The organism is Bradyrhizobium sp. RDM12 (genome assembly GCF_051917485.1).
GTDB lineage: Bacteria > Pseudomonadota > Alphaproteobacteria > Rhizobiales > Xanthobacteraceae > Bradyrhizobium.
In genome coordinates, this window is record NZ_CM133064.1 from 7,799,836 (window position 1) to 7,812,315 (window position 12,480).

At 58.4% G+C, this 12,480-nt stretch carries 11 protein-coding genes; 2 read left to right on the forward strand and 9 right to left on the reverse strand.

The window, feature by feature from the left end:
• Positions 1-72: 72 nt before the first annotated feature.
• The 8 genes from panB to ACTGJ9_RS37940 all read right to left on the reverse strand — a co-directional run bounded on the left by panB (position 73) and on the right by ACTGJ9_RS37940 (position 8,376).
• Entirely contained in the window at positions 73-945 is an 873-nt protein-coding gene (gene panB / locus ACTGJ9_RS37905; RefSeq protein WP_456675175.1) for a 3-methyl-2-oxobutanoate hydroxymethyltransferase, read from the reverse strand.
• A gap of 827 nt (positions 946-1,772) precedes the next feature.
• Entirely contained in the window at positions 1,773-3,038 is a 1,266-nt protein-coding gene (locus ACTGJ9_RS37910) for an adenosylmethionine--8-amino-7-oxononanoate transaminase (RefSeq protein WP_456675176.1), read from the reverse strand.
• Positions 3,035-3,667 (reverse strand): dethiobiotin synthase, encoded by a 633-nt coding sequence (gene bioD, locus ACTGJ9_RS37915; RefSeq protein WP_456675177.1) that lies wholly within the window; start codon positions 3,665-3,667, stop codon positions 3,035-3,037. The genes ACTGJ9_RS37910 and bioD overlap by 4 nt, the downstream gene beginning before the upstream one ends.
• On the reverse strand, positions 3,664-4,818 hold the full coding sequence (locus tag ACTGJ9_RS37920) for an 8-amino-7-oxononanoate synthase (protein WP_456675178.1): 1,155 nt from the start codon (positions 4,816-4,818) through the stop codon (positions 3,664-3,666). The genes bioD and ACTGJ9_RS37920 overlap by 4 nt, the downstream gene beginning before the upstream one ends.
• An 84-nt stretch (positions 4,819-4,902) precedes the next feature.
• Complete coding sequence (panD, locus tag ACTGJ9_RS37925; protein ID WP_456675179.1) at positions 4,903-5,256, reverse strand: aspartate 1-decarboxylase; 354 nt, start codon at positions 5,254-5,256, stop codon at positions 4,903-4,905.
• Positions 5,257-5,307: 51 nt separating this feature from the next.
• Positions 5,308-6,303, reverse strand: a complete 996-nt coding sequence (bioB, locus tag ACTGJ9_RS37930; RefSeq protein ID WP_456678755.1) for a biotin synthase BioB — start codon at positions 6,301-6,303, stop codon at positions 5,308-5,310.
• Positions 6,304-6,914: 611 nt separating this feature from the next.
• Positions 6,915-7,334 carry a DUF7694 domain-containing protein gene (locus tag ACTGJ9_RS37935; protein WP_456675180.1) on the reverse strand — a complete coding sequence of 140 codons (420 nt, stop codon included), beginning with the start codon at positions 7,332-7,334 and terminating at the stop codon, positions 6,915-6,917.
• 853 nt (positions 7,335-8,187) lie between these two features.
• Positions 8,188-8,376, reverse strand: coding sequence for a hypothetical protein (locus tag ACTGJ9_RS37940; protein WP_456675181.1), 189 nt, complete (start codon positions 8,374-8,376; stop codon positions 8,188-8,190).
• A gap of 1,271 nt (positions 8,377-9,647) precedes the next feature.
• On the opposite strand from ACTGJ9_RS37940, the gene ACTGJ9_RS37945 reads away from it, so the two are divergent.
• Complete coding sequence (locus ACTGJ9_RS37945; RefSeq protein ID WP_456675182.1) at positions 9,648-9,869, forward strand: hypothetical protein; 222 nt, start codon at positions 9,648-9,650, stop codon at positions 9,867-9,869.
• 1,722 nt (positions 9,870-11,591) lie between these two features.
• Here ACTGJ9_RS37945 and ACTGJ9_RS37950 read toward each other — a convergent pair.
• Positions 11,592-11,894, reverse strand: a complete 303-nt coding sequence (locus ACTGJ9_RS37950; protein ID WP_456675183.1) for a hypothetical protein — start codon at positions 11,892-11,894, stop codon at positions 11,592-11,594.
• Between the two features lie 252 nt (positions 11,895-12,146).
• Here ACTGJ9_RS37950 and ACTGJ9_RS37955 point away from each other — a divergent pair, with 252 nt between their 5' ends.
• On the forward strand, positions 12,147-12,365 hold the full coding sequence (locus tag ACTGJ9_RS37955; protein ID WP_456675184.1) for a hypothetical protein: 219 nt from the start codon (positions 12,147-12,149) through the stop codon (positions 12,363-12,365).
• The last annotated feature ends 115 nt before the right edge of the window (positions 12,366-12,480 follow it).

Below are 12,480 nucleotides of genomic sequence, written 5' to 3' on the forward strand. Positions count from 1 at the left end.
ACTGGCGCTCCTCTGCAAGGACGCCGCGCAGTCCCCCGACCGTACTTGCTAGTTTGCATGTTGGACCTTGCACTAGCTTGACTTGGAAGGCGTCCAGTTTACGACCGCCTCGCGCAATCCGTCCGGAATCCGATATGACTCCTGCGGCGCAGGGAATGCTCCGCTACGGACATCAGCTGCCCAGCGCGAGAGGCCCTCCTGCAGCAACTGATGGCCCTCTACATAGACGCGCACGAATTTGGGATAATGGCTTCCTGCGAGCCCCAACACGTCGTGGAATACTAGAACTTGGCCGGAACAACTTGGACCCGCTCCGATCCCAATCGTTGGTATGGTCAGAGATTCGGTCGCTCGGGCAGCGAGCTCGGCCGGGATGCCTTCGAGAACAAGAGCAAAGCATCCGGCCTGCTGTAGCTGGTGCGCATCGTCAAGCAGACGTAGGGCATCGTCCGCGTTCCGACCTTGTACCTTGAAGCCACCCATCGCGTTGACGCTTTGTGGCGTGAGACCAAGATGGCCCATCACGGGAATTTCGCAATTCACCAAGGCTCGGATCATCTCGACACGCTTACTCCCTCCCTCAAGCTTGACGGCGTCGGCGCCACGCTGCAGGAAGCCTCCAGCGTTGCGTATCGTGTCGTCGGGACTGAGATGAAAGCTGAGAAACGGCATGTCAGCTACAAGCATGGCGCGAGGCCTTGTTCGCGCGACCGCCTCCAGGTGGTGATTCATCATCGCCATGCTGACCGGTAAAGTGTCGTCAAACCCAAGGCATACGTTGCCGACGCTATCGCCAACAAGAATGACGTCGACGACAGGATCGGCGATACGTGCCGTTACCGCATCATAAGCCGTGGTCATGACGATGGCGCGCCTTTCCTCCTTGCATCGTTGCAGAACTGGAATCGTGACGCGCTCAACTGACAGCTGCGAAATGTGGCTCATGTTCGATCTGACCCGGCTCCGCATGTCTCTGGACATGGGCTTTCCCTTGGAAGAGCAAAAGACATCTGTCAATAGGGAGGCCGAACAGGCGCGTCACTGAGAAGTTGGAAGGCACAAAGTTTCCAATGATTGCGCAATCAGCAAACAAGATCTTTCAAGATGTTCCTCCGCGCCGTGGTTCTGGGACTCACCATCCAAGCATTGTGCGAGTCAAAACGGCGGCCTGGGGACGACGCACGCGAGCGGCGACAGTGGATGTCCTTATGAGGCTTCGATCTACGTCTCAAAGCCCACGTCAAGGCGGCATGTCGATTTCGCATCGCGGCTGATTGGCTTATGGCGCTCAAAGGGCGGCTTCGGCGCATTCCGAAGCCCGGGCGAGGGAAATAGGAAGATGCACCAAGGCTCGCGCGGCTGCCGCAAACTCCAGAATGCGGATGACGTGTCCACCATCCTCGCGCCATAGCCGCTTTATAAAACCTGCCGTCCAGGCAATCTCCTCTAATCGAAATAACGGAAGAACTTCCGCAACAGGCCGCCACCAATGGGCGCATAACTTCATCACCTTGTGCCGCATTCGCGCGGGTCATCCACACAGATGAACGGGTACCCAATCGCGATGACGCGATCGGATTGAAACCGCACGCACAGTGACACTGTGGACCGGCCCGGCTAAGCCTGCGGTCGCCCGGCCGGCGGCACCCACATTGCAGGACGCGAGGCGACAATCGTCCATTTCGTAGGCAGTCTATGGCAAGGTTCTCTCAAGTCGTTCGAGAAGCGGACGACAGCTCAGAATCCTTGACCTTGCGCCCCCGCGCGCGTCTTCAGACCAGCGCATCGGCAGCGTCACAGATGCCGGCATATATTTCGCCCAGGTCTCCTGCTGTTACGCAATACGGCGGCATCACGTAAATCGTATTACCGAGTGGGCGCAGCAAGAGATTGCGGTCTTTAAAGAAGGCGTGAAGCTTCGGACCGACGCCTGCGAGATAGCCGGTATCTCTCGTCTTCAGATCGAGTGCTGTGATTGTGCCGCAACGGCGAACGTTTGCAAAGCGCGGATTGGCGCGGAATGCTTCAATTGCCTGCTCTTGCATGGTTGCGACCGCAGCGATGCGCCGGTGACATTCCTGATCTTTCCACAGATCCAGGTTAGCCTTGGCGGCGGCACAGGCGACCGGATTTGCCGTATACGAACTCGAGTGAAAGAATGTGCGCGTACGGTCTTTTGAATAATGAGCATCGAAAATCTCTGCCCGGCAGAGTGTCACGGCGAGCGGGAGCGCCCCTCCCGTGAGACCCTTCGAATAGCACGCTATATCTGGCACGACATTGGCCTGCTCACAGGCGAAGATCGTTCCGGTGCGGCCCCAGCCTGTCATGACCTCATCGGCAATGAACAGGACGTCCGACGCCTCGCAGATCCGCTTCATCTCTCTTAGCACCCAAGCTGGGTACATCAGCATTCCGCCTGCTCCTAACACCAGAGGCTCGACAATAAAGGCCGCGGGATTTTCGTTCCGACATGCTGACTCAAGCGCATCAAGCGTCGCCTGCTCACGACCGCTCGCAGGGAACGGGATTGAGGTCACGTCGAACAGGAGGGGTCCGTACGCCGCGTTGAAGACACCGCGGGCACCAACTGACATCGCGCCGAACGTGTCGCCGTGATAGGAGTTCTGCATGACAACGATGCGCGTTCGCTGTTCGCCTATATTGTGCCAATAGCCGAGCGCCATCTTCAAGGCGACTTCTACGCTGGCTGAGCCGCTATCCGAGTAAAACACATGGTCGACGCCTCGGGGTGCGAGTTTCAAAAGGAGCCGAGCGACCTCTTCAGCCGGATCGTGCGTGTAGCCGGCGAAAATGATTTGGTTTAGCTTGCCGGCCTGTTCCTGAATCGCGCTCACGATCTGCGGATGGCAATGACCGTGAGTGACGACCCACCAGGATGAGATTGCATCTATGATTCGATGATCATCCGCAGTATAGAGATAAGCACCGTCGCCACGCACAACCTTGGTCATTTCGTTGTCAAGAGCATGCTGCGTGAATGGATGCCAAATTGGCCACCTCTTGTTTGGCATCATCGCTTGAAATCGCCGGGGATAAACGAGCCCTTGAAGACAGCCTGTAGGCTGTCTGCCGTCAGAGGAGAAATCCAGGGCAGCCGTCCTAACCAACGCACCCGCGTTATGTCACAAATTGCGCTCTCAGTTTCAGCATTTCTTTCCCCGATGAATGCGATCCCAATAATGTCGATCTGGCGCTTTCTCAAGGCCTCTATCGATAGCAGGGAGTGATTGATGGTCCCGAGTAGCGTGCGGGCGCAAAGCACGACGGGAAGCCGCCACCGCTCGAAGACGTCGATGTAGAGTGCGCTAGAACTCAGCGGCACCATCAGCCCGCCGGCACCTTCGATGACGAGCGGTCGCTCCCCGGTATCCGGCACAACGAGCGAATCCGGATCGATGCGAATTGAGTTCATTTCGGCGGAATGATGCGGGGAAGCGGGCGTTCTAAGGCGGTAACGCTCCGGAACGATCCGATCGGCCGAGAGACCGCCCAGTCGAGCGACCAGCTGGCTATCGGTCTCATCTTCAAGACCGGCCTGAATTGGTTTCCAATAATTCGCGCCGAGAAGCTGGGCAAGGCCTGCCGAAAACACAGTCTTGCCGATCCCTGTATCTGTGCCGGTCACCACGATCCGCTGACTCATCGAGATCCACCCCTCGTCTCCTCAGCGAGCGCATCGAGCATCGCACGCACCTCATCCTCTCCGACGTTGAGCGTCAGTGAAATTCGTAAACGGGCCGTGCCGGCCGGCACCGTTGGCGGTCTGACTCCTCGGATGTCAAATCCGCGAGCCTGTAGGGCGGAGGCTAGCCTCATGGCGCAGGCATTCTCGCCAACGATGTAGGGCAGGATCTGCGAGTTCGAAGGACTTCTCTCGCCTCGCGCAACCATCTCCCGATGCGTGAACGCGACAAGCATCGCCAACCGCTGTTGGCGCTCCGGCTCCTCCTGCAGGATCAACAGAGCCTCCCGTACGGCCACCGCCATTAACGGCGAAGGGGCAGTCGCGAAAATAAACGGACGACAGCGATTGATTATGAAGTCGCGCAGCACGCCAGAGGCGGTGACAAGCGCGCCGGCAGCTCCCAGCGCCTTGCCGCAGGTATGAACAACAAGGAGATTTTCGCGTCCTTCATAGGGCGCAGTGAGCCCTCGTCCCTGCTCGCCGTAGACGCCGGTGGCATGAGCCTCGTCCACAACCAAGAACGCATCGTGCTGGTCCGCGATCGCGAGCAGGTCTTCAAGCGGTGCGAAATCGCCGTCCATGCTGTAGAGGCTCTCGACTACGATCCAGACCTGCCCCGCTCCGCCCGCGGTCCGCCAGTCGCAAATTGCGCTTTCGACAGCCTGGGGGTCGTTATGGGCACTGATTCGAAACCCGGCTCGGCCAGCTCGCGCGCCTTCGTGAATACTGGCGTGAACCAGGGAATCAAGGACGAGCAGGTCGTGCCGTTGCGGCAGCGTTGTCAGCACCGCAAAATTTGCGACATAGCCACCGCCGAAGAAGAGCGCGGTCTGCGCGCCGAAGAACCGCGCCGCTTCTGCTTCGAGGCATTCGTGCTCCTCGCAGTTGCCGCGCAGAAGCCGTGACCCGCCGGCTCCGATCGGAGTACCGGCTTCGAGCGCAGTCACGATGGCCTTTTTCATGCGCGGCGCGCTCGCCAGGGCCAGATAATCGTTTGATGAAAAGTCGGTCCCGGTGCGCGGCCTGAGACTGCGCAGGCGGTCGTCCTCTTTAAGCGCATCCAAGCCTGCCACATACCTGGCGAATTTCGCGGCAATGATGGAATTCATTCTTCACTCGCTGAGCAACGATGGAGGCCGCAAAACTCCAACTGGCGGCGAAGAACAGGGTCTTCCCGCGCTGGCTGTTTGGATTCAAACCGGCAGGATGCGATTTTCTCGATCAACCAGCACAATGCGCGGCCTGAAGATTCTTGCATCCTCCTCGTCAAATGACGCGTATGCGACGATACTTATCTTATCTCCGGGCATCGCCAGTCGCGCCGCCGCACCGTTCACGTCTACGGTGCCGGATCCTTGTGGCGCTTCTGTCACAAACGTTGCAAAGCGTGCCCCCGTCTCGAGATTGTAGAGTTCGACGCGTTCGTTGATCAGGATATCGGCCGCGTCCAGCAGTGCGCGATCAATCGAGATCGAGCCTTCATAGTGCAGGTCGGATTCAGTTACCGAGGCGCAATGAATCGTTCCCTTCATCAAGACAATCTGCATTTCTCACCTATGCTGATCGGTTGCGCGCAGCACCTCTATTGTTCTGACAATCTAAGCGAGTCCAGACGTAATGCCGAGCCGGGCGAGCAAACTTGCGTCACGGTCAAGTTGCGGGTTTTTGGTAGTCAGCAAGACATCGCCGACAAAGATGGAATTCGCCCCCGCCAAGAAGGATAGCCCGTGGAGTTCATCAGTCATGTACTGGCGCCCGGCAGCCAACCGTATGACGCTCTCGGGCATCATGATCCGCGCGGTCGCGACCAGGCGCACCAGGGCAATCGGATCGGGACGCTCCGCCGTGACCTTCACCGGCACGCCATTCACCTCGTTCCAGAGGTTGATCGGTATGCTTTCCGGATGGTTGGGAAGATTGGCGAGCAGCACCAGCATGCCGAGACGGTCCTCGACCTGCTCACCCATGCCAATAATGCCGCCGCAGCAGACTTTGATGCCCACCTCGCGCACGTGTGTAAGAGTGTCGATCCGATCCTGCAAGGTCCGGGTAGTGATGATGCTGCGGTAGAACTCCGGCGACGAGTCAACGTTGTGATTGTAGAAGTCGAGGCCGGCGTCGGCGAGCCGCGCGGCTTGCTTCGGCGTGAGCATGCCGAGCGTTACGCACGTCTCCATGCCAACACGTTTAATGGCGGCAATCGTGTCGCAGACCTGATCGAGATCGCGGTCCTTTGGACTGCGCCAGGCCGCGGCCATGCAGAAGCGAGTCGCCCCGGCCGCCTTGGCGCGCTGCGCCGCGGCGACCACATCAGCGCGATCCATCAAGCGAGTCGCCTTCAGGCCAGTGTCGTAATGCACGCTCTGGGCGCAGTAAGCGCAGTCTTCAGGACAACCGCCGGTCTTGATGCTGAGCAGGCTTGCGGTTTCGACGTGGTTTGGGTCGAAATTGCCACGATGAACGGTCTGGGCCCGAAATAGGAGGTCGGCAAATGGCAGCGCGTAAAGCCCTTCCGCCTCGGCACGTTCCCAGTCGCGGCGGACCGGCGCGCCGTTGCGGCCGCTATTGCCTTCGACTTCCACAGCATCCCCCAAGACTTTCGCTCGATCATACAGACGAAGCCGTCGTGCGCAGCTCCGCAAAGCAACATTCTTGCCCTGTATTAAAAGAGAATTATCGCCGAGTTGCGCCGGGATGGCGCTCATATCAGGCTAATTAGCCGCCTCTCATGCAGGATTTCCTCGCAACATCGAGGCACGCGCAACAACATTCCTCGACGCGCCTCACTCAGGCAACTGGCCAATGCGTACGGTGGTTGCGCTTTCTTGATACTAATGTGGTTTGGCCGCGCCACATGTATAACGGACCGCCGGATCCGCTCTAATTCGTCACCCAGCCGATTTCTCGCTGGCGTGGTTATGCACGTCACATTCCGCACAGTAAATGGTGGTCCGGACGAGCCGCCTCTGCGAGCATTGCCTCCCGCCGCCTTCAGCAGCGCAGCGGGTCGTGCTTTGGGGCCCAGAGTGGTGGCCCGCACGCCCTTGGCGGGTCTGTCCATCATTAGGTGAGCTGGGCTCCACCAACGGTGTGCTCGTCGCCCATGACTGTGGAGAGCAAATCCGTCTGGGGTCTCGAAGATGATCTGCGGGAACAGCACAGTACTTTGCCGCCACTCGACTTAACACCGACGCGGCGAGATCCACTATGACACCGAACTCATCTGCGCAAACAGAATTGCCGCTTCAGACGGCCCGAGCCCGACGATGCCCACGAAGGCTGCCGGAGGCATCGGAATGACCTGACGTGTCGGCCTCCAGAGATGCAGGCAATAGCGACTATTGTTCACATACTGCGAACGAGGAGGATGCAGCTGCATCACGCATTCCTCCTGATCCCAAAACAGATCTTTGACGAGGCACATTTCATCCCAGTTTGGAGAACGCCTTGGCGTCGACACAGAGACATGCTCCCATCCCGGACGGACGAAGCCGATGATCTTGAGTTGACAGCCGCAAGGCCCCTGCACGTAGAAGAGACCGGAAGGACCAGATCCCGGTGCGGTGGCGAATCGGCCATCGCGGACGCGCCCCGCCTCGAGTCTTTCTACAATTTGGTTCCTCACGCGTTCTCCTTCTTTTGGCCGACAGAGTAGACTCCGGCGCCACTCGTGTCGTCCGACTGATACATCGAGCGGCTGCCACCCCGGCATGGGCGGTCCCAACTACTCCGGATCATCTGCACCGAACTTATCTGGATGAAGAACATCGGTTCTGCCCGGAATCGTCCACCGGAGAGGTCTCTTGCGGTCGGTCTTTCGACTATGATTTCTACTCGTATTTTCTCGTCATGCGTGACTTCGTTGCGAACTTGCCTCATGCAGACGATCCGTGCAGACATCTACGATGGTTTGGCTACGCAAGTCGTGTCAGCAGGAGCTTCTGCTCGCCTCTTCGCCTAAACAGGTCCGCAACGTTATGGCGTTGAGCTAACCGTGTTTGGGCAAGATGCCATAATTCGACTAAAACGCCTCACAGCCAAAACGATGGCGGAAGCCAATTCGCCTGGCATGATCCGGCGAACCTACTTTGGCGCCCAAAGACACGTCGCCGGCTTCAGCAGATGATGCAAAGCAACGCCAATGCTTCGCCAATTCGTCGAACGAGAGACTTGCAATTTCGCTCTTGCGACGATCTGACGGTGGGCTTTCATCTTATTCCTTCTCATGCCTGACGGTTAGCCGGCTTGCCGCCTGAGACACCGTCAATGCGTCATCTATGTGGCCGGCGAGACTGATTTACAATTCATTCACGGCCAGAGGCTCGGAGGCGCGGACCGCACGCATTCAGCAGCCTCCTCATTGGCGTTACCGCATGAGGAGCGTTTCGCAGTTCAGCCCTGGAGCCGTCCAACGAAGAGGCTTTCGCGCCGCGATCACAACGCCTTGACCTTCGATGCAACCGTCCGCTCCGGCGGGATCAGAACTGGCCGTCAACCTCATTTCTTTGCCGCCCCTCGGCGAGGCGAGCCAGCTTATCATATTCCTCAGCGACCTTGAGGAGCCTGCATCTGGATGTGTCGTCCTTGAGCGACTCCGCTTTTATTCGCGTCGCTTCCGCACGGCCTCGCCAATGTTTGGCGTCGGAGAATGGCTTTTTCTGCTTCATGCGAAAGACGATGCAATTTTAAGATCAAGAAAATGCGACACACGCCCTACGTAGGATCCCGTAGGCTGGCTTTCGCAAAACCACCTCATTTGCCGTTATTTGCCGCCTGCTCTGTCAATGTCTGAGATGCGACAAGCCGCTCGCAACAAACGCAAGTGCGGGAGTAAGCTTCACTGCGGCCTTCTCCGTTAAGAACGCCCGATTGGAAACGCCACGCGAACCGAGCATGATAGGCGATGTTGGGCTTCACTGGTAGTTTGCGTCAAATTCCGCGCAACATGCGCGGCTCTCGACATAAGGGGCTTGAATCGTACGTGGCGTCAGATTGTAGAGTCTTCTTGTAGCTGGTGACGGTGCCTGGTCGCACAACAGATTCCGGGCGACAAAATTGGGAGTGTGCCATTTTTGGAGCTCAGATTGCAGAACGCCCGCGTTGCCCAAACGCCGCAGGCCGCCTCCACGGTGTGTGTCGCGATGAGACCAGGGCTGCAGCAGAACGGATGCTAAGATCGGAGCAGCATCGTCGCGTGGCGATTGCTCGATTTGAGGGATTGCGCGCGACGAGGTCGCCGTCCGGAGATCGGCGCCTCGCAGCCCAGAGTGGAATGGAAATGATCCCCGCCGCGAACCTGCAAATGGCTTTCCCACGCCGAAACGGCGCGGCTGTAGGCATACGCTACGCCTCCTCCTATCGCGACGTTTCGCCATGCCTTGCTGGAACGATTGGGCCATCCCACGAAAGCTCCTTGCTCACTCAAGCTGGCTGCAGCGATGGCGTCCTCACGCGGTCTGCGACAGAGGCGAAGCGCGTCCGGCGTGCAAGCCTGTCGCTCCCAAGCCATCGGCAGGCGATTTGTCGGGACGCGTAGTGAGAGCGCGGTCCTTGGGGCAGCCGGCTCTATGTCGAACGATCCATTGGACGGCCCCGCGGCATATCGATGTGCAGATGCTCGCCATGATCCGCTTAACGCCAGTTCGAGAAGCGCACTGAGGCGGTGCCATCGAAGGCGCATTGTCGCCAGAGATGCGTCAACTGGTCGCTCACGCCGGAACCCCGCTTGGGTGCCTGGATCGCCCCCGTGCCCGTCTCGATCGTGGCTTTCGTTTCCGGGACGGGCGACACGGCCTTCGGAGTATCAATGGCTTCTGCAGCTTTGGCTACCAAGTAGACGTTCAACTGATGACCACGTAGTGCGCGAGCTCAGACATCAAGGAACACTGAATCTATGCTCTGCCCGAAATGTCACACAGAAAGCTGGTGCGAGATCGCAATGCACGATCCTTGGACTGGCCGACCTGTGATCACCTGCAATACCTGCGGCGAGTATGCCGAGTACGATTACCTCCAGCGCAAAACGGCGCACGCGATCATCGCCGCTGCGTTGGCCTGTAACGTGAGCATAGAGAACCAGCGCGATCCGCGGGCGGTTGCTAATAGCATTTTGGATGCGCTGGAGAATGCCGGCCTAACGATCGCTCGCGCCCGAAGATGATGGGAGGAACGCGAACCGGCGCCGCTACGACGCCCTGGCGGCCCATCAGCGAGCAGGGCCAACTGCGCCGCTCGTTCCATCAGCCGTCCGATTGCCTCCAGAACCGCCGTCTTTCCCCTCGGCCGATCTGGAGTGCAGGCTCCAATAGCAACTCTTTGGTGCCAACCACGATTGTAGCAAACACGCCAATCTGGACCCAAGCCGCGATACTCAACGGGACCAGGGCTGAGCACCGCTTGGGCGGCCTTTCCAACGTATGACGGGCAGGCAAATCTTCGCACAAGTATCGAACCCGCATTGATCGTTGACCTGACCTGGCCTGGACCTGACGGCGCCTTTCGAGGTCGATAGTTCAAAGTTGTCGAGAACGGCGAAGTCACTGTTGGTGCCTCGGAATTGGGCTCATTACTGCCGTTTGATCTCGTTTCCTATTCTACCCGGCCGCCGCGGCCCGACAAATCCCGGGAAGCAGGCTCATTAAGATGGGGACAGCGGATAGCTCGGCTGGAGAGGCGAAGCCAATTCGCACAGACGCGAGAGAGCATTCTAGCTATGGACGATTGAATCCGGCGGCGAGGCAGCTCCTATCCCATAGACGTTCCAAAAACTTCATTGACTCGCGTGGTCACTCGTTGCCGGTGACGAGCAGCCTCACCCGGGGTGCGTCGCTAAGCGTGCACATCTGAGCGGACCTGAGCTGCGCGGTTCCGCAGACGACGAATACCGAAAGCCAACTGCTTTTGGTGAAGCGCCTCCCGCCCTCCTCGCTTTGCGATTGGCTCCTGGCGAACGAATACGAGTTTGACATATTCACGCGATAGGGCCGCAGGGGGATTGAACCGCACGTAGCGTCAGATTGTAGAGTGCGCAGCCAGGTAGTACCAATCTTCGGTCGCTTCGGAATTCCTGTGGACAAAAGCGGAGCAGGCCGATCGCGTGCGATGAGAGGTCTTCTGCCAAAGCGGCCGAGGATCGCGCTCTGTGCGAAGGACGCTGTCTCTGTTCTATCCACGCAGATCGCCGAGCCGTATGAAGACACGATCGCCCACATGTAAGAAGGACCAATCCAGCTTTGGAGGCTTCGAAATACGTTTGCGGGCGCCGAGTGCCCAACGAGCCGCCGCGCGATTGATGCGCTATCCCGGAGCGGTGATGTGAGAAGACCCGATGGATCCAACAAGGTCCTGCTCGTCGATCACTGTGAGGGCCAATGCCGGGCCATTGTTGGTTTCAAGAATGGCGATCCTGGAACCGCGTATATGTGCGGCGAGCCCGTTGTGACGGGACCGCGCCAGAAGCCGTCATCATGGTGCGATTATCACTATGCCCGAATGCACGTCGTGCCATGGTCGGACGGACGCCGCGTCCTTGAAGGAAAGCAGACTAGATAACCAACAGTAATCCGAGACGACAGGCGCAATTGCTGGGCGTGGGTAACGGTCATCGCGCAGCTAAGAGAGCTACCGATAGGTCCGCGAGCTGGATCTGCTCGACATCCCGGCCTGACGGTTGCCCCGGGCGGCACGCCCATCAGGCAATGAGGCACAATCAAAACCTGACGAACGCGTATCGAGAGGCTCATGTGAGTGTCTCGGAAAAGAAATGATGTGGAAGACTAGACCCGCGAGCGACTGAAGATTTGATCTCGGCACCTTGATTGAGCGCAACGCGACATTCGAACCCGATAAGCCGGCGATCCATTTCGAGGGCGCGCCTCTAAGCTTACGCTGCTTGTGACGCATTCAAGCAGGCGGGCGTGGTTAAAAGGCCCGGGTCGACTCCCTCCGCGAGTAGCTCATCCCAACTCTTTCTGCCGAGCGGCTGCAGATCAAGTGCGATAATTGAGGTAGAACGCAGTTGATCCGTCAGTTCAGGCTGGCGTCCCCCGAAAGCTTGCTCAAGAACCGGGAGTTTGCCGTCGGCATCAATAACAGAATGGGCGCTCGGGATCTGCAAGCCGCCAGTTTCAATGACACATGTGCTCAAGGCGGCTTGTTCACGCACATGCGGGCTTTGCCTGGTCATAGTACCGCCGGTCCAATGACATGCTTGCGAGCGTGGAAACGACCCCTGGCACATGATCGCCGAGCCGAGCACTGGCTTTCCGAGCCATATCGTCCGCTAGACGCACCATTATCGTTGATTCCCTGCCGCACGCGCGAGCAATGAACCGCCAGATTGTTTCCGCTACTGAATTCGTGGTTAGGGGCACCGAGCACACTGCTCGTCGCGGTAATCTCCTTTGATGTCTGGTGTAGCAGGTGGCTGGCCTCAATCATGCAGCGTGTTGGCTGTGAACTCAAACAGCACAGAGTCAATATGCGCGCCTTCACTTTTGCTTGCCCGATTACCGACATGTTTGTCCAGAAATGGATCGATGATGATAAGGACTGCGCGACAGAGAGCGAATTTCAAGGCTTTGTTTGCCCGGCTTGCTCGCAGTTGCATTGGATGGACAGCAAGAGTGGAAAACTCTTAAGCAAGGAGAAGAGATGAGACGAAACTCCCTGGCGCGAAGCGCGAGTTGAGCACGCAGAGACCGGGAAACGCTTCTCGGCCCGACGGGTCTGCTCATGTCCTATCCGCGCCGCATTTCCATTGGTCGCACCAA

Coding starts and splice junctions, on each gene's coding strand:
- panB (WP_456675175.1), bottom strand. CDS start 945: ATGAGCCACATTTCGCAGCTGTCAGTTGAGCGCGTCACGATTCCAGTT.
- ACTGJ9_RS37910 (WP_456675176.1), bottom strand. CDS start 3,038: ATGATGCCAAACAAGAGGTGGCCAATTTGGCATCCATTCACGCAGCAT.
- bioD (WP_456675177.1), bottom strand. CDS start 3,667: ATGAGTCAGCGGATCGTGGTGACCGGCACAGATACAGGGATCGGCAAG.
- ACTGJ9_RS37920 (WP_456675178.1), bottom strand. CDS start 4,818: ATGAATTCCATCATTGCCGCGAAATTCGCCAGGTATGTGGCAGGCTTG.
- panD (WP_456675179.1), bottom strand. CDS start 5,256: ATGCAGATTGTCTTGATGAAGGGAACGATTCATTGCGCCTCGGTAACT.
- ACTGJ9_RS37940 (WP_456675181.1), bottom strand. CDS start 8,376: ATGAAGCAGAAAAAGCCATTCTCCGACGCCAAACATTGGCGAGGCCGT.
- ACTGJ9_RS37945 (WP_456675182.1), top strand. CDS start 9,648: ATGCACGATCCTTGGACTGGCCGACCTGTGATCACCTGCAATACCTGC.
- ACTGJ9_RS37950 (WP_456675183.1), bottom strand. CDS start 11,894: ATGACCAGGCAAAGCCCGCATGTGCGTGAACAAGCCGCCTTGAGCACA.
- ACTGJ9_RS37955 (WP_456675184.1), top strand. CDS start 12,147: ATGCAGCGTGTTGGCTGTGAACTCAAACAGCACAGAGTCAATATGCGC.